Origin of the sequence: Catenulispora sp. EB89, from assembly GCF_041261445.1 — a bacterium.
Classification (GTDB): domain Bacteria; phylum Actinomycetota; class Actinomycetes; order Streptomycetales; family Catenulisporaceae; genus Catenulispora.
This window is the reverse complement of record NZ_JBGCCU010000024.1, coordinates 1-17,110: the sequence shown is the minus strand read 5'-3', so window position 1 is coordinate 17,110 and position 17,110 is coordinate 1. Positions and strand designations below refer to the sequence as shown.

General features: G+C 71.4%; 13 protein-coding genes and 1 pseudogene. 9 read left to right on the top strand and 5 right to left on the bottom strand.

What is annotated here, in order from left to right; all coding sequences use genetic code 11:
• The first annotated feature begins 100 nt into the window (after nucleotides 1-100).
• Entirely contained in the window at nucleotides 101-1,510 is a 1,410-nt protein-coding gene (locus tag ABH920_RS37445) for a hypothetical protein (RefSeq protein WP_370354023.1), read from the top strand.
• Between the two features lie 74 nt (nucleotides 1,511-1,584).
• On the opposite strand, the gene ABH920_RS37440 is transcribed toward ABH920_RS37445, so the two are convergent.
• Both ABH920_RS37440 and ABH920_RS37435 read right to left on the bottom strand, forming a co-directional pair.
• Nucleotides 1,585-2,121, bottom strand: coding sequence for an NUDIX hydrolase family protein (locus ABH920_RS37440; protein ID WP_370354022.1), 537 nt, complete (start codon nucleotides 2,119-2,121; stop codon nucleotides 1,585-1,587).
• A 149-nt stretch (nucleotides 2,122-2,270) separates the two neighbouring features.
• Nucleotides 2,271-2,546 carry a hypothetical protein gene (locus tag ABH920_RS37435; protein ID WP_370354021.1) on the bottom strand — a complete coding sequence of 92 codons (276 nt, stop codon included), beginning with the start codon at nucleotides 2,544-2,546 and terminating at the stop codon, nucleotides 2,271-2,273.
• 172 nt (nucleotides 2,547-2,718) lie between these two features.
• On the opposite strand from ABH920_RS37435, the gene ABH920_RS37430 reads away from it, so the two are divergent.
• Entirely contained in the window at nucleotides 2,719-3,762 is a 1,044-nt protein-coding gene (locus ABH920_RS37430; RefSeq protein WP_370354020.1) for an ATP-binding cassette domain-containing protein, read from the top strand.
• Between the two features lie 2 nt (nucleotides 3,763-3,764).
• On the top strand, nucleotides 3,765-4,529 hold the full coding sequence (locus ABH920_RS37425; protein ID WP_370354019.1) for an ABC transporter permease: 765 nt from the start codon (nucleotides 3,765-3,767) through the stop codon (nucleotides 4,527-4,529).
• On the opposite strand, the gene ABH920_RS37420 is transcribed toward ABH920_RS37425, so the two are convergent.
• Both ABH920_RS37420 and ABH920_RS37415 read right to left on the bottom strand, forming a co-directional pair.
• Nucleotides 4,513-7,773: a BTAD domain-containing putative transcriptional regulator gene (locus ABH920_RS37420; protein ID WP_370354018.1), complete on the bottom strand. Its 3,261-nt coding sequence runs from the start codon at nucleotides 7,771-7,773 to the stop codon at nucleotides 4,513-4,515. The two genes, ABH920_RS37425 and ABH920_RS37420, sit on opposite strands and share 17 nt — an antisense overlap.
• Before the next feature lie 57 nt (nucleotides 7,774-7,830).
• The gene (locus ABH920_RS37415) at nucleotides 7,831-8,772 is read right to left on the bottom strand and encodes a LysR family transcriptional regulator (protein ID WP_370354017.1); all 942 of its coding nucleotides are present in this window, start codon (nucleotides 8,770-8,772) and stop codon (nucleotides 7,831-7,833) included.
• A gap of 76 nt (nucleotides 8,773-8,848) precedes the next feature.
• Here ABH920_RS37415 and ABH920_RS37410 point away from each other — a divergent pair, with 76 nt between their 5' ends.
• Complete coding sequence (locus ABH920_RS37410; RefSeq protein WP_370354166.1) at nucleotides 8,849-9,643, top strand: inositol monophosphatase; 795 nt, start codon at nucleotides 8,849-8,851, stop codon at nucleotides 9,641-9,643.
• A gap of 12 nt (nucleotides 9,644-9,655) precedes the next feature.
• On the top strand, nucleotides 9,656-10,252 hold the full coding sequence (locus ABH920_RS37405; protein ID WP_370354016.1) for an NADPH-dependent F420 reductase: 597 nt from the start codon (nucleotides 9,656-9,658) through the stop codon (nucleotides 10,250-10,252).
• A gap of 18 nt (nucleotides 10,253-10,270) precedes the next feature.
• Here ABH920_RS37405 and ABH920_RS37400 read toward each other — a convergent pair whose 3' ends face one another.
• Nucleotides 10,271-10,741, bottom strand: coding sequence for a MarR family winged helix-turn-helix transcriptional regulator (locus ABH920_RS37400; RefSeq protein ID WP_370354015.1), 471 nt, complete (start codon nucleotides 10,739-10,741; stop codon nucleotides 10,271-10,273).
• 78 nt (nucleotides 10,742-10,819) lie between these two features.
• Between ABH920_RS37400 and ABH920_RS37395 the strand changes: the two genes are divergently transcribed.
• The 4 genes and pseudogenes from ABH920_RS37395 to ABH920_RS37380 form a co-directional block, all read left to right on the top strand.
• A complete protein-coding gene (locus tag ABH920_RS37395; RefSeq protein WP_370354014.1) occupies nucleotides 10,820-11,761 on the top strand; it encodes an alpha/beta hydrolase in 942 nt (313 codons plus the stop codon).
• 105 nt (nucleotides 11,762-11,866) lie between these two features.
• Complete coding sequence (locus tag ABH920_RS37390) at nucleotides 11,867-13,504, top strand: carboxylesterase/lipase family protein (RefSeq protein WP_370354013.1); 1,638 nt, start codon at nucleotides 11,867-11,869, stop codon at nucleotides 13,502-13,504.
• 186 nt (nucleotides 13,505-13,690) lie between these two features.
• Nucleotides 13,691-16,843: a YfhO family protein gene (locus tag ABH920_RS37385; RefSeq protein WP_370354012.1), complete on the top strand. Its 3,153-nt coding sequence runs from the start codon at nucleotides 13,691-13,693 to the stop codon at nucleotides 16,841-16,843.
• Nucleotides 16,844-16,910: 67 nt separating this feature from the next.
• A pseudogene (locus ABH920_RS37380) lies at nucleotides 16,911-17,110 on the top strand (hypothetical protein); the annotation flags it as partial.

Genomic DNA, 17,110 nt, shown 5'->3' with positions numbered 1-17,110 from the left:
CCACCCGGTTCCGCGTCCTCCTCACCGCCGCCCACGCTTCCTTCGACCCCGTCCTCGGGGGGCCCGGCCGCGCGCTTCGCGAGGAAGGAAATGGTTTCCGGTGCCTGAGAACTTCTCCTCCCTGCTCGAAGCCCTGAACGACGAAGGCCGCGAGCTGGCCCGGCCGGTCCCGGCCGGCGTGATCGAGAACCTCGGCCGGGGTCGGCGCCGCAGGCACCGGTTCACCGCGGCCGGCTCGGCGCTCGCGGTCTGCGCGCTGGCGGCCGGCGTCGCGCTGGGCACCGGCGGTGCGAAGCACGCTCCGGCGCCGACCCGGCCGAATCCGACCCCGACCGCGCCGTCGGCGACGGCTTCGGCTTCGGCGTCCCACGAGGCCGGCGGCAAGAAGAACCGCACCGGAACGAGCGCGCTCATGCTCGCCTCCGAGCCTCCGCAGCCGAACCTGTACCAGTGGCAGGTCACCGATTCCCAGGACCGACCCGTTTCCTTCATCGAGTTCCCGCTCTGCGACTTCGACATGACCGGGCCGAACGGAGCACCGCAGCAGCCGCCGAAGACCCTTTCCACGACTCAGTCCCTGGCGGACTACAAGTCCACCACCGACGCCTCGACCGGGAGCGAGGTGGTCTACCACTTCCCCTCGGCCGCGGCGGCCCAGCACGACTACGACATGCTCAAGCCGAACCCGGCCACCTGCAAGGACGCCCATGTGGTCGCCACGCAGCCCAACGGCTTCGCCTGGGGGGACGGCGGCGACCAGGGGAACCTGCACCGGATGATCGTGCTGTCTGGAACGGACATCGCGTACTGGTTCTACCAGGGCGGCGGCAGCACCACGCCGTACGACGCCTCCGACGACAAGGCGGCGTTGCAGCGCATGGCCGACCGGCTCGACGGCGGCACCCCGGTCCCGGACACCAACCCGATGCCCGCCGGCGTGCTCCCGGGGTCGGCGTGGCTGGACGCGAAGCAGATCCCGTTCAGCACCGCCGACAAGTCGCAGGGCGGCTGGTTCCAGATGAACGGCCAGCAGTCCGGCCCCGGCGCCGCGCCCGCCACGGACCTGTGCGCCTCGGCCATGAACGGCATCGTGAACGGAAAAGACGCCACCGACGCGTCCCGCTACTATCACGGAACTCCGCTGAACACACCGGTGTATGCGGGCTCGAACTACCTGTATTCGAGTGCTGAGCAGGACATCTTCACGTTCCCGTCGGCGGACCGGTCGAAGGCGGCGTTCGCCTATGCCCAGCAGGTCACCGGGAAGCACAGCTGCGAGTTCAAGGATGGTTCCGGCACGCAGACCAGCCGCACGATCACGGTGGGGACCACCACCGGTTCTGGCTTCTCTTTGCTGCTCACCGACAAGCCGGGACCGTCGTACGAGCACGTGTACGTCGTGGTCAAGGGCGCACATGTGAGCACCCTGTGGATCAACTTCGAGCAGGGCGACACCTCGACCGGCGGTGACGCCGCGATCCTGGCGACCATGGCGGCGAAGCTGCCGTAGCCGGGAGGTGTCGAGAGGGATCGACGAGGGGTCGGCCCGGCGGGCCGACCCCTCGTCCCCTCGTCGCTCGGGTGTCAGCTCAGGCAGCCGACGTGCGCCAGGGCCTGCCGCAGCAGCGTCCCCTGGCCGCCGTGCATGTCCTGCAGCACGCCATCCGAACTCGCCTCCCGCGGCGTCAGCCACACCAGGTCGAGCGCGTCCTGCCGGGGCTGGCAGTCCCCGTTCACCGGCACCACGTACGCCAGAGCCACCGCGTGCTGACGCGGGTCGTGGTACGGCGTTACGCCGGCCGTGGGGAAGTACTCGGCGACCGTGAACGGCTGGAGCGAGGCCGGGACGTTCGGCAGCGCGACCGGGCCGAGGTCCTTCTCCAGGTGCCGCAACAGGGCGTCGCGCAGCCGCTCGTGGTGCAGCACGCGTCCGGAGACCAGGCTGCGGGTGATCTCGCCGTCGGGCGAGATGCGCAGGAGCAACCCCACGCTGGTCACCTCGCCGGCCGCGTCCACGCGCACCGGCACCGCCTGGACGTAGACGATCGGCAGGTGGGCGCGGATCTGCGCCAGTTCGCCCGGGGGGAACCAGCCCGGGGTCGTCTCGATCATTTCGGACATTCGTTGATCGTACTAGCGTGGAGGTTCAAGTGGCCTCCCCCTGTTCAGGATCCGAGCGGGGACCGTGGCGGGGTTCGCGCCGCCGAGCGGGAGCGAGCGGATCGTGATGCTCGCTCGCTCCGCTCCAGCGGGCCATCGCGGTGCGGCGATCAGCCGGTCGGCGCGATGTTCGACAGGCCGCCGAGCAGGCCGCCCAGGGCGTCGCCGCCGGCCGACAGCGCGTCGCCGACTCCGGACAGGACCGCCTGCAGCGCCGGGCCCAGGGACCCGAGCACGTCGTTGAGCAGCTGGTCGACGACGCTGGGGTCGATCGGGGCCGGGACCGTCTGCTGGTGGCGCACGTGGCTGTGCGCCGTCGTGGTCGCGCTGACGGGACCGGCGACGGCGGTGAACGTCAGGGCGGTGAGGAGTGCGACTCTGCGCACGGTTCTGATCATGTTCTAGTCGTATGTCGGTCGCGGTCCGGTGACACGCGGGCTGGTCCGTTAGAGCCGGAAGCTGCTCCGTTAGGGACAAGCCACCACGTCGGGACCCGCGTCAGCCCTCGTGTCAGGTCCGTGTCAGGAGCGCGTCAGGCCTGGTCGCGAAGGTTGAGCCATGGAAAACACAGCCATCGCGGTCACGGGACTGCGCAAGACATACGGCGACAAGGTCGTGCTCGACGGCATCGGCTTCGAGGTCGCCCGGGGATCGGTCTTCTCCATGCTCGGCCCGAACGGCGCCGGCAAGACGACCACGGTGAACGTCCTGACGACGCTGCTCAAGGCGGACGCCGGGACGGTGCGGGTGGCGGGCCACGACGTGGCCGCGCAGACCGCGAAGGTGCGCTCGGCCATCGGCGTCACCGGGCAGTTCGCCGCGGTCGACGAGCTGCTGACGGGACGGGAGAACCTGCGGATGATGGCGGACCTGAAGCGGATCCGTCCGGCCGCGCCGCTGGTCTCGCGGCTGCTGGAGCGCTTCGAGCTGGCCGAGGCCGCGGACAAGCAGGCCTCCACCTACTCCGGCGGCATGCGGCGCAAGCTCGATCTGGCGATGACCCTGGTCGGTAGCCCGGAGATCATCTTCCTCGACGAGCCGACCACCGGGCTGGACCCGCGCAGCCGGCGCACCATGTGGGACATCGTCCGCGAGCTGGTGGCCGAGGGCACGACCATCTTCCTGACCACGCAGTACCTGGAGGAGGCCGACCAGCTCGCCGACCGGATCGCGGTGCTGGACGGCGGCCGGATCGTCGCCGAGGGCACCGCCGAGGAGCTCAAGCGCCGGATCCCCGGCACTCACGTGCGGCTGAAGTTCGCCACCCTTGCCGAGCTGGACAGCGCGGCGCGGGCCCTGGAATCCGGGACGCGCGACGAGGCCGAGCTGACGCTGCGGGTGCCCAGCGACGGCACCTCGCGCTCGCTGCGGGCCCTGCTGGACCGGCTCGACGAGCACTCGCTGAACTCCGAGGAGTTCTCCGTCCACACGCCGGACCTCGACGACGTCTTCCTGGCCCTGACCGGCCACGCGACCACCGACGCCGCTGCCGAAAACGCCCCCGCCGCCCCCGCCGCCCCCGCCGCCCCCGCCGCCACCGCCGCCAACGCCGCCAACGTCACCGCCACCACCACTGCCAACGTCACCACCGAGGAGAACTGATCATGAGCACCGCGTCCACCGCCCTCGGCGACTCCGCGATCATGCTGCGCCGCAACTTCCGGCACACCGTCCGCAACCCCGTCACCGTCTTCAACGCCATCCTGTTCCCCATCGTCATGATGCTGATGTTCGTGTACGTCTTCGGCGGCGCGTTCAAGGTCCCCGGCAGCTACGTCGACTACGCGGTCCCCGGCCTGATCGTCATGGCCATCACCTACGGCCTCGGCCCGACCGCGGCCTCGGTGAACGACGACATGACCAAGGGCATCATCAACCGGTTCAAGACCATGGACGTCTCCCGGGGCGCGGTGCTCACCGGCCACGTGGTCGCCACCACGGTCCGGGCCCTGATCGCCGTCGGAGCCATCATCGGCGTCGGCTTCGCGATGGGCTTCCGCTCCCACGGCAGCGCGCTGGACTGGCTCGCCGCGCTCGGCCTGGTGCTGCTGCTGGCCTTCGCGACCAGCTGGCTGACCGTCGCCATGGGGCTGTCCGCCAAGTCGGTGGAGTCCGCCGGACTGGCCACCGTGCCGCTGATCATGCTGCCCTTCCTGAGCAGCGCCTTCGTGCCGGCCGCCAGCATGAAGACCGGAGTGAAGCAGTTCGCCGAGTACCAGCCCTTCACCCCGATCATCGAGGTGCTGCGCGGGCTGCTCTCCGGCGGCCACGTCTCGACCAGCCACACCGTCCAGGCTCTGGCCTGGTGCGTCGGCTTCGCGCTCCTCGGCTACGTCTGGGCGGTGTCGACGTTCAAGAAGCGAGCGTGACCTGAGTGAGCTCGGCGAGCTCGGTCCGCGTCCCCTCCAGAACCGCCTCGGCGAACCTCGTGTCGCCGAGGCGGTTTCGCGTCTCCCGCTCGATGTGCGCGACGTCCGGGTGCTCGTCGTCCGGCAGCCCCCGCAGGGCGGCGGCCGCGCCGATCAGCCGGGCCGCCTGCTCCGCCTGGCCCTGCCGCAGCGCCAGGTCGGCGACGCCGACGACCACCGACGCGATGGCCATCGGGAGCCCGGTCTCGGTCGCCGCCGCGAGGGCCGCCGCGCTGTGGACGCGGGCTTCGCCGAGATCGTCGCTGACGCGGGAGAGCAAGTCGGACCGCGTCGCGCGGAAGTTCGACAGCTCGGCCTCGGCTCCCAGCAGGGACGTCGCCAGAGCGAGCTGCTCCCGGGCCTGCTCCAGGTCGCCGGCCCAGCGGGCCAGGTCCACCTTCGCCAGCGCCAGCTCGGCCAGCGCGCTCGGCCACGTGACGCGCTGCGCCCACCGCCCGGCCTCGGCGATCGATGCCGCGGAACCGTCCCGGTCCCCGGCCATCCAGGACAGCAGCGCCTGCCGGGCCCGCATCCGGATGACCTCCTCCGGCGCCCCGGCCTCGGTGACGGCCGCGATCGCCCGCTCGTAGAGCTCGCAGGCGCGGACGTACTCGCCGCGGACGGCGATCCGCTCGGCCAGCTCGGTCAGCGCGAACGAGATCCCGAACCGCTCGCCGAGCGCCTGGAACTCCGCCAGCGCCGTCTCCAGATACGCGTCGGCGTCCATCCCGCTCTGGCCGAACATCACACGGACCTTGCCCATCTGGAGCCGGGCCAGCGCCCGCACCCACGGATCGGCGTCGTCCAGCTGGGGTTCGAACGCTGACAAAGCCTCCTGCGGCGCCCGCAGCATGAGCTCCAACGGTGCGACCAGGGCCATCCCGGGATGCCGCCGCACGCCGGGCCCGACCTGGAGGCTGGCCTGGTAGGCCCGGTGGACCCAGTCCTCGGCGGAGCGCTCGTCGCCGCGTCCGGAGGTCGCGAACATCACGATCTCCGCGTAGACGACGGCCCGGACCTCGGCGGAGGTCTCACCCGGCAGCTCGGCCGCGGCGGTCAGCAGCTCCAGGCCCTCGGTCCGGTACCCGGCCAGCCACCAGAACCAGCCCGAAGCGGCTCCGAGGCGCATCGCGGCCTGCCCCTGCCCGGCCGCCAGCGCGCCGCGCATCGCCGCGGCGATGTTGTCGTGCTCGGCGTTCAGCGTGGCCAGCCACTCCACTTGTTCGCGCCTGCGCAGGTGCGGCTCGGCGGTCTCGGTCAGGGAGGTGAAGTACGCCAGGTGCGCCTCGCGCGCCGCGTCCTGCTCGCCGGCCTCGGCGAGGCGCTGCGCGGCGTACTCGCGGATCGTGCCGCTCATCCGGTAGCGCGGGGCGTCGCCGTCGCCTATGCCGTCGAAGCCGCTGTCAACGCCGCCGTTCATGCCGCCGTTCACGCCGTCGGCGATCAGCAGCGACTTCTCGGTCAGCGAGGTGAGCAGTTCGAGGATCAGATACGGCTCGATCTCCGTGCCCGCGCAGACCTGCTCGGCGGCCTCCAGACCGGCGCCGCCGACGAACACCGAGAGCCTTCGCAGCACCCTGCGTTCGTCGTCGGAAAGCAGCTCCCAGCTCCAGTCGACCACCGCGCGCAGCGTCCGGTGCCGGGGCAGCGCGATCCGGCTGCCGCCGGTGAGCAGCCGGAAGCGGTCGTCGAGGCGGTTCGCGAGCTGGTCCGCGGACATCGTCCGCAGCCGCGCGGCGGCCAGCTCGATCGCCAGCGGCATCCCGTCCAGGGCCCGACAGACCCGGGCCATCGTCGCCAGCTGCTGCGCGTCGACGGTCAGGTCCCGGCGTACCGCCTGGGCCCGGTCCCGCAAGAGCTGCACGGCGGGGGAGGACTCGATCTCGCTCGGCGACGCGCCCTCGTCCGGCAGCGCCAGCGGCGGCACCGGCCACAGCGCCTCGCCGGTGATGCCCAGCGGTTCGCGGCTGGTCGCCAGGATCCGCAGCGCCCGGCACTCGCCGAGCACGCGGTGCGCGAACAGCGCCGTGGACTCGATGACGTGCTCGCAGTTGTCCAGGACGATCAGGGCCCGGCGATCGCGCATCGCGGCGACGAAGCGGTCCGTGGGCCCGGCGTTCGGGTTCTCGCCGAGCAGGGTGTCGCGCAGGCCCAGGCTGATCAGCGCGGCCTGCGCCACGTCGCCGTCCGGGCCGATCGCCGCGAGCTCGACCAGCCAGGCACCGTCGGACAGCTCGCCGTCGGACAGCCCGCCGTCGGACAGCTCGTCGTCGGCCGGCGAGCCGTCGCCGAGCAGCGTCCGGGCGGTCTCCACCGCCAGCCGGGTCTTCCCGGCGCCGCCGGGGCCGATGATCGTGGTCAGCCGCTGCGCGTCGACCAGTTCGCGCACCGACGCGAGATCGGCCTGGCGCCCGACGAAGCTGGTCAGTTCCGTGCGCAGGTTGGTCTTCCGGGTCTGCTCGCGGCGGCCGCCGAGCTCGCCGCGCAGGAGCGAGACGTGCAGCGCCGACAGCTCCGCGGACGGATCGGCGCCGAGCTCGTCGGCCAGGGTCGCCCTGGTGCGCTGGTAGAGCTGCAGCGCCTCGTTGTCGCGGCCGGCCGCGTTGAGCGCGCGCATCAGCGCCGCGACCAGGCGCTCACGCGTGGGGTGCGCGGCGACCAGATCGGTCAGCTCGGTGACCAGTTCCGCGCCACCGCCGAGGGCGAGCTCGGCGTCGAAGCGCTCCTCGGCGGCGGTCAGACGCAGGCCCTCCAGCCGGACCACGACCGCGTCGAAGGCGCCGCTCTCCTGGAGGCCGACGTCCTGCATCGCCTCGCCCCGCCACAGCCCGAAGGCCTCGCGCAGCAGGCGGGCCCGCTCCGAGACGTCCTGACCGGCCGCCTGACTCGCGCTCACCAAGCGCTCGAAGCGCACCGCGTCCACGGCGTCCGGATCGACGGTCAGCCGGTAGCCGTCGGTGAGTCCATCGATCGCGGCGTCCGGCAGAGCCTTGCGGAGCCGGGACATCAGGCGCTGCAAGGCGTTGGCGGCGTCGGCCGGCGGGTTCTCGCCCCAGACCCAGTCGACCAGCGAGCCCTTCGGGACCACCTGGTTCGGCCGCAGCGCGAGCGCGATCAGCACCGCGCGCAGACGCGCGCCGGGCACGTCGGCCATGGTTCCGCCCTGGTGGCGGACCTCCAGGGGTCCCAGCATCGCGATCTGCACGCGCCGATCCTGCCATGTGCGCACTCTGGAGGCATCCAGCGCTTGGCACCGAGCGGTTCAGCTCGCGCGGGCCTTCGCCGCCGGGGCCGGCGTGGGACCGGTCGCCGGAGCGGTCAGTGCGGCGCGCGCCAGGTCGCGGAGCCAGGTGTGCGCGCGATCGGTGTCATAGCGCTGATGCCAGGACAGGAACACCGGCGCCGGCGGCAGATCGAGCGGCAGCGGCAGCGCGACCAGCCCGAGATCGGCGAGCGCGTGGCGCGTGGTGGATTCAGGAGCGGTGACCACGAGATCCGAACCGCGCACGAACTCCAGCGCCGCCGCCTCGCCGGGCGCGGTGGCCACCACGCGGCGGGCGAGTCCGAGCTCGGCGAGGGCTTCGTCGATGACTCCGGCCAGGTTCCCTCTGCGGGAGACGGCGACATGGTCCGCCCCGGCGTACTCCTCGGCGGTCATTGCCGGGCCACGACTGAGCGGATGGTCCGCGCGGACGACGACCACCTGCGCCGTCTCGGCCACCTTTTCCGCGCGCACGTCCGCGGCGGTCGGCAGGTTCGCGTTGGCTTCGAGGTCCACCTCGCCGCGACGCAGCCCCGGGGTGTCGCCGCTGGACTCGGCGATGAACCGCAGCCGCACCCCCGGCGCCTGTTCGCGCACGGCTGCCAGCAGCGCGGGGCCGGCGAGCGCGACCAGGGAGTCGTGCCAGCGGAGCGTGAAGGTGCGCTCCAGGGTCGCCAGGTCCAGCTCGCGGCTCGGGGCCAGCACGCCCTGGACCTGCTGCAACAGCGCGTGCACCTGCTCGCGGACGGCGAGCGCGTAGGGCGTCGGGGTCATCGTGCGGCCGGTGCGGACCAGGATCTGGTCGCCGGTGGTGCGTCGGATCCGGCCCAGGCTGCGGCTCATCGCCGGCGCCGTGACGTGCAGGCGGTCGGCGGCGCCGGCCACGCTGCCCTCTTCGAGCAGCGCGTCGAGGGCGGCGAGCAGGTTCAGATCCAGTTGCATGGGAGTAATGCTAGACCTGCCTGACATGCACTTGTAGTTAACGATGAGTCTTCTTACCGTCGTAGGCATGACGGAGATGACGGAAACGAAGAACGAAGTCGTGCTCGCTCAGACCGCGCTCGCGGTTCGCGACGCGGGAGCGGTGCTCCGCGAGCGCTTCGGCGCCGTGGCGAGCTACCAGAGCCGCGAGGAGCTGATGCGGTTGCTCGCCGCCAACGACGACGCGGCGCTGGCGATCCTGCGGCCGCGCCTGTCGGCGCTGCGGCCGGAGGCGCGCTGGGTCGAGGAAGAACTCGCCGGCGGCGCTCTGCCGGACGGCGAGTGGTGGGTCGTCGATCCGGCCGAGGGCAACGTCAACCACCTGCACGCGCTGCCGGACTGGGCCGTGACCGCGACCCTCGTGCGGGACAACGAGCCCGTGCTCACCGCCGTGCACCTGCCGCTGACCGGCCAGACCTACACCGCGCTGGCCGGCGGCGGCGCGCACCTCGACGGCGCGCCGCTGCGCGTGTCCGGCTCCGCCGACCTCGGCCTGAGCCTGGTCGCCACCAGCCAGGCCCGCCCGGACGAGGACGAGGCGGTGGTGCGGCGGGTCGGCGACTCGATCGGCGCGATGCTGCGCGCCGCGCTCGTGGTGCGCACCTCGGTTCCGGCGACGCTGCACCTGCTCGACGTGGCCGCCGGCCGCGTCGACGCCTTCTGGCAGTTCGCCGGCGCCCGCGCGGATCTGCTGCCCGGCGCGCTGCTCGTCACCGAGGCCGGCGGCCGGGTCTCCGACGCCGAGGGCCGGCCGTGGACCCCGGCGAGTGCCGGCTTCCTGGCGGCCGCACCCGGAGTCCACGCCGCCGCCGTCGCCACGCTCTCCGAGTAAGGAAACAGACTCATGACCTCGATCGCAGTATTCGGCAACGGCCGTGTCGGCAGCGTCCTGACCGCAGGGCTCATAGGAGCGGGGCACCAGGTGACTGTCGCGGACCGCACGCCGGGCTCGGCGGCCGACGCCGCGCGCACGGCGCAGATCATCATCAACGCCACGCCGGGCGACAGCACGCTGGAGCGCCTGTCGGCGCTGCGCGAACCGCTCGCGGGGAAGATCATCGTCGACGTCTCCAACGCCACGCTCGACGGGCCGGACGGCTTGCCGGCCGACTTGCTGTACCCGGGCTCAAGCCTCGCCGAGCAGTTGCAGGCGGCGCTTCCGGAGACTCGGGTCGTCAAGACGCTGAACACGATGCTGTACTCGGTGATGGCGGCCCCCGGCTCGCTGGCCCAGCCGCCGACCGCTTTCCTGTCCGGCGCGGACGCGCAGGCCAAGCAGGTGGTGCGCGGGCTGCTCGGGGACCTCGGGTGGCATCAGGACTGGATCACCGACCTCGGCGGGATCGAGACCGCGCGAGCCACTGAGGCCGTGATGTTGCTGGTGCCGCACGTGATCCGCTCCGCCGGGTTCGCGCCGTTCGCCGTCTCGATCGCCCGGTAAGACAGCGTCTTCCGACACCTACCCGACGGGTGTCCCGACCCGCGCCTCCTCCAGCGCCTGTCGGAGCACCGCGAGCGTCGCCCCGACCGCGGCGACCTGCTCGGCGCCGATGGCGCCGGTGATCAGCTCCTCCAGGTGGCCGTGGAAGGTCTGCTCGGCCGCGGCGACCAGCGCGGCGCCGCGCTCGGTGAGGCTGATCAGCGACGAGCGGCGGTCGGCCGGGTTCGGCAGCCGGGCGACCCAGCTCTGTGCCTCGTGCCGGTCGATGCCCTTGCTGGCCGCGCCGATGCCGATGGCGAAGGCGGTGGCGATGTCGGCGACACGGGATCCGGGGTGGTCCCGCAGGAAGCGCAGCATCTCGTACTGCGAGGCGACGATCCCGTGCTCCGCGCGCAGCCGGTCGCTGACCGCGTTGTAGATCCGGGTCTCGCTGCGGACCAGGTCGTCGAAGAAGGCCGCGAGCCCGCCGGTTGCCGAAGTAGTTGCCACGGCATATAGTTTCACATACATGCCGAGGCATCTACTTCCCTGGCATGCACATGGTGACCACCTCTTTGGGAGACACGGATGACCAGGGCACAGCGACGTGAGTTGGACGCGATGCTGCGGAAGGAGCCGCAGGGCTTCGTGCCGCTGCCGATCGAGCAGATGCGCGCGGGATTCGCCGCGATGATGGCGCAGTTCCCGGTCTCGGCCGATGTGCGGCGGACCCCGACCGAGCTGGCCGGGCGTCCGGCGATCCTTGTGGAGCCGGTGGGTTCGGCTGGTTCGGCAGGCTCGGCCCGGGAGGTGCGGCCGGGGACCATCCTGTACTTCCACGGCGGATCGTTCGCCCTCGGATCACCGGACACCGCTCTGGTGAACACGGCCGGTCTGGTCCGGCGCACCGGCGTGCGGGCCCTCTCGCTGGACTACCGGCTGGCCCCGGAACACCCGTTCCCGGCCGCGATCGAGGACTGCCTCGCCGCCTACCGCGCCTTGCTCGACGCCGGCACCGACCCGGCCTCGATCGTCTTCGCCGGCGACTCGGCCGGCGGCGGTCTGACCGTGACGACCAGCCTCGCCGCCCGCGACGCCGGGCTGCCGCTGCCGGCGGCGATCATCGCGTTCTCCCCGGGCGTCGACGCCACCCGCACCGGACGCTCGATGACCACGAAGCAGGGCATCGACCCCTACTTCCGGCCCGAGGGCATGGCGTACACCGGCGAGATGTACCTCGCGGGCCAGGACCCGGCGCAGCCGCTGCTCTCGCCCGCCGTGTACGCGGACCTCACCGGCCTGCCGCCGATGCTGCTCCAGGTCGGCACGAACGAGCTGCTGCTCGACGACGCGGTGCGGCTCGCGGCGCGCGCGGCGGAGGCGGAGGTCGACGTGGTGCTCGACATCACCGCCGGGGTGCCGCACGTGTTCCAGGCCTTCGACGGCACGCTCGCGCTCGACGAGGCGGGTCAGGCCCTTGACCGGGCGGCGCTGTTCCTCACGCAGCACCTCGGGGTGGCGGTCGGGTAGCGACCCGTTCGGCGTACCGGTTGGTGTGCTGTGCGCGCGGAAGTGGAAGCGCTCACGTGACTGGTTCACGACAGCGCGTCCGCGTCCGAGTTACGGAGGCACACCATGCCGGACTCTGTGCGAACACGCCGCTTGCGGTTGTTCGTCGGCGCGGGTCTGAGCTTCGCGCTCGTCCTGTCCGTCGGCGGCGCGGCGATGGCGGCGGGGGCCGCTGATCCCGGCGTCGTCCACACCAGCGCCGGGGCGGTGCGGGGCACGACCACCCCGACGATGGACGAATACCTCGGCATCCCCTACGCCGAACCCCCGACCGGTGCCGAGCGCTGGCAGCGGCCGATCCCGAAGCGGCCGTGGACCGGCGTGCTGGACGCGACGCGGTTCGGGGCGAACTGCCCTCAGCCCGCCTCGCCCTACGGCAGCGCGAGTACGTCAGAAGACTGCCTCCATCTGAACGTCTACGCCCCGCGCGGCACGCGTCCCGGCTCGCGGCTGCCGACCATGGTGTGGATCCACGGCGGCGCCTTCGACTACGGCGAGAGCGACGACTTCGATCCCGCGCCGCTGGTGGCGCACGGGATCGTGGTGGTGACGCTGAACTATCGGCTCGGAGCGCTTGGATTCCTGGCGTCCCCGGCGCTTGAGGGCCGGGCACGGTCGGCTTCGGACTCGGGCTCAGCGTCCGAATCCGGCTCCGGCTCCGGAGACTACGGACTGCTCGACCAGCAACTCGCCCTCCGCTGGGTCCAGAGCGACATCGCGGCCTTCGGCGGCGACCGCGACTCCGTGACGCTGGCCGGCGAGTCGGCCGGCGGCCTGAGCGTCCTGGCGCAGGTCGTGTCGCCGCGGGCACGCGGCCTGTTCCGCCGTGCCATCGTCGAAAGCGGCACCTACCAACTGGAACAGGACTCGCTGTCCGCCGCCGAGGCCAAGGACGCGGCGTTCGTCGCGAAGACCGGCTGCGCGAACGCCGCCGGGGGAGTCGCGGCGTGTCTGCGCGGCCTGCCGGTCGCCACGATCCTCGCCGACCAGAACCAGGCCGGCTACCGCCCGAACGTGGACCCGGACGTCCTGCCGTCCACCATCGGCGCGGCGCTCCAGGCCGGCAGCTTCGGACACGTCCAGGTGCTCCTGGGAACGAACAAGGACGAGTTCAGCCTCTTCGTCGCCCAGGACGAGTTTCTCAAGGTTCTGCCGCCGGTCACCGCGGCGAACTACGTGTCCGACATCGCCACGGCGCTCGGCGTCAGTCAGCAGACCGCGATCGCCGTCGCGCAGGAGTACCCGGTCTCCACGTACCCCTCCCCGCAACTCGCCCTCACCGCGGTCGGCACGGACGGCGTGTTCGCCTGCAATGCCGTGACGGCCGACGAAGCGCTGGCTCGGCATACCCGTGTGTATGGTTACCAATTCAGCGACGAGAAGGCGCCTCAGCGTTACCTTCCTCCGGCGGGATTTCCGCAAGGGGCCTCTCACACTTCCGAACTGTCCTACTTGTTCGATGTAAAGGCGCCATTCCCCGGGATTCTGTCCGGCGCACAGGTTCTCCTTGCTGATCAGATGCAGCAATATTGGACGGGCTTTGTCAAAGACGCCCGTCCGCGGTCGGCGGCCGGTCCCCGGTGGCCTCGCATGTCAGCGGCCGGAGCGCAGCCCATGATCAACTTGGCGACGCCCGCTCCGGTGCCCCGGACCGACTTCGCCGCCGAGCACCACTGCGCATTTTGGAACGGCTCCAGGGCTTGACGGGAGGGCGATGACGGTCTACCGGTGCGAGCCCACGGGCAATTGGACCCCAATGCGAGCCACAGATAACGGGAGAGCTGGCGCCGAAGCCGGGAATGTATTTAAGTACTCCTCAGATTCCCTGGCTACGGTCCCTCGCATCGCCGTCGCCGGTTCAGCGACGCGTCTCTCTCACAACGGATCGGTATGACGGGAATTCGTGAGTCCAGCAGCGGCGAGCCCAGCGCCGCGACCGTGGTCGGCGTTGCCGAACCGGGCTCGGAACCTGCGGCGACGCGGGGCGAGGCGAGGGCCGCGGCGTTGCGCGGCTGGGGTGGGCGGATCTGGAAGCGGCGGCCGCGGCCGCTGACCGTGGTGGCCGTGCTCGGGGTGCTGCTGTTCGCCCTGTGGGGCATCGGCGGGCCGCTGGCCGGCGACTCGACGCTGGCCCCGACCGACGAGATGGTCACCCAGGGCCCGTGGCTGAGCGCCGGGTACGCCGGGACCGTGCCGCAGAACACCTTCCTGGACGACATCTACACCTCGCAGCTGCCCAGCGAGATCCTGTTCTCGCAGCAGCTGCACCACGGCAAGGTGGCCCAGTGGAATCCCTACGGGGCCGCAGGGAGCGCGCTGGGCGCGATTCCGGACTACGCGTTCTACTCACCGCTGAGCGTGCCGTTCTACGTGCTGCCGGACTGGCTCGCGCCGGCCTACGAGCGGCTGCTGGAGATCGTGTGCTCGGTCGGCGGTGGCTTCCTGTTTCTGCGGCGCGTCTCGCTCTCGCGGCCGGCCGCGCTGGTCGGCGGCCTCACCTTCGCCGGCACCGGGTTCATGGTGGCCTGGCTGGGGTTCCCGCAGACTCGGGTGGCGGCCTTCATCCCCGCGCTGTTCTGGGTGATCGAGCGCTTCATCCAGGAACGGCGGCCCAGGGACGCGGCGTTGGCGGCACTGCCGGTGGCGGCGCTGTTACTGGGCGGGTTCCCTTCGGTCGCCGGGTACACGCTGCTGACCGGGGTCGCTTACGCGCTTGTCCGGTTGGTCAGCGAGCATCGTGACGACTTGCGGCGGTTGGTGTGGCCGGTGCTTTACCTGGGCGGTTCGCTGGCCGCCGGGTTCGGGCTGGCGGTCTTCCAGCTGTTGCCGTTCCTCAGGTTCTTCGGGACGTGGCTGATCCAGGGCCGGAACCAGACGCCGAACCAGACGTTGCCGGTGGCGAGCCTGCTGACGGCCGTGGCTCCGTTCTCGTTCGGGACGGTCAACACCAAGGACCCCATTCAGTTCCTGCTGGTGAACACCAACATCGTGGAGGCCGTCTCGTACCTCGGTGCCGCGGTGGTCGTGCTCCTGCTCGCGGCGGTGGCGATGCCCCGTCGGGGGCGGGGCCTGATGCCTCGCGGCGGCTGGGTGTTCTTCATCGCCGCCGCGCTCGCGTGGATCGAGCTGATCTATATCGGCGGTCCGCCGCTGGGGCTGTTCCAGAAGCTGCCCGTGCTGCGATCGCTCTTCGAGCAGAACTTCATCGGGCGGGCTCGGAGCATTCTGGGCTTCCTGCTCGCGGTGCTGGTGGCGGTCGGGTTCGAGCTGCTGCTGCGGGCGCGCGCGGCACGGGCCGAGCGCGGCGCGCGGGGCGCGTGGCATGTGCGGACCGTCTTGCGGTGGGGTTGGCCGGTGGCGGTCGTACTCGGCGCCGTGGCCGGCGGCACCGCCCTGGTGTACCACGGCCGGAACGCGGCGCGCGTCGACGCGGCGCTCTCCGGGCAGGACCTGTCGAAGGCCCTGGACGGGTATTGGAGCCAGCTGCGCGGCGCGGGGATCATCATCGTGATCGCGGCCGCCTGTGTCGTGGCGTTGGGGATCGCGGGGCGACACGCGTTCGTCGGGCGGACGCAGGCGACGGTCGTGCGGTTCGGCGCCGCGACGACGCTGATCGTGATGATCGCCGTTCAGGGCGCGCAGTTCATGGAGAACTACTATCCGCGGTCCGCCAAGGACACGTTCTATCCGGTTACCGACACCCACACATTCCTTGCGGAAAATCTCGGCGGCCAGCGTTTCGCGTCGTCCTACGACGCCGTGACCTTTGGCACCAGTACCGCTTACGACCTGCGGACGGTGAACGGCCACAACTTCCTGAACGCCAACTTCGGCGAGCTGCTGGAAGGAATGCCGGACAACGTCGTGCCGTATCCGACATACGTCAACTTCCTGCCCAACGACCTGAAGCAGGCGACGAGTCCGGTGCTCGACCGGCTGGGAACGAAGTACTGGGTCGCGGGACCCACCGACAACGTCTTCGGCACGTTCACCTCCGCTCCGCGGAAGGGGCAGACGCAGCTCATCCCCGGGCAGCCGGTGACGGTCCCGATCACGGGGCCGGTCCGCGGGGTCGGGATCGTGCCGGAGGGGAACGTGTCCGGGGGCATCGCCGGCTTCACCAAGGGCACGACGCTCGACGTCGTGGTTCGCGACGCGAGCGGCAAGCAGGTCGCGGAGGGGAACCGGCTGACGGCCGCCGTGTCCGGCATGTCGCTGCAGATCGCGGTGGACGCCGATTCGGTACCCGCCGGGACTCCGCTCACCGCGACGATCACGCTGCACGCCGAAGCGCCGCTGACGGTGGACGCCAACGGCGCGCTGCCGGCGGTGGACACGATCACCGACGCCGACGACGGGCTGCGGTTGGCGTATGTCGGGTCGACGGTCATATATGAGCGGATGAACGCACTGCCGCGCATCCGGTGGGCTTCGCAGAGCACGGTGATGGCGTCCTCGGACCAGCGGATCGCGATGCTCAATTCCGGGGCGGTGCCGGGGAACACGGTGGTGTTGTCGGATCCGGGGCCGGCCGGGTCGGGGCAGCCCGCCGCCGTGCAGGTGGTGAACGACGGGATGGACACCATCACGGCCGACGTCAGCGCGCAGGGCTCGGGCTACCTGGTGGTCGCCGACGCCGACCAGGTCGGGTGGGCGGCCACGGTCGACGGGCACCCGGCCGCGCTGGTGAAGGCCGACCAGGGGATGGTCGCCGTCAACGTGCCGGCCGGCACGCACAAGGTGACGGTGCGCTACAGCATGCCGCAGCAGGGGCTGGCCACATGGGCTTCGGCTCTGGTGGGGGTCTCGCTGCTGGCGGTGCCCGCGGGGGAGTGGTGGTGGGAGCGGCGGCGACGTCTCGGGGTGGCAGTGGCTGTTGGGGGCGGCGGGCCCGGGTCTGGGCCGGGGTCTGGGCCGGGGTCTGGGCCGGGGTCCGGCGACGCTGCGGTCGGGGATGACGCGGCTGGGGTTGATGCGGCCGGGGACTTGACGGCTGAGGAATTTACAGCCGAGGACGGCACCGCCCGGGACGCAGATTCCTGAGCCACTTCTTCAGCTCGAATCGGGTTTTCGTATATAGGGAAGGGTAAACGCTGTGATACTCGCGGACTTGAAGTCGCTGAACTCGCCGAACGCGCTGATCGATCTGGACCGCCCCGCGGAGCCCGCGGCCGCCGTGGCCGGCACGGAATCCGAAGGCGGTGTGGCGCCGCACGTCAGTGTGGTTCTGCCGTGTTACAACGAGGAGGCGCATGTTCTGCTGGAGATCCAGCGGATTTGCGCGGCGTTGGATGCCACGGAGTACCCCTA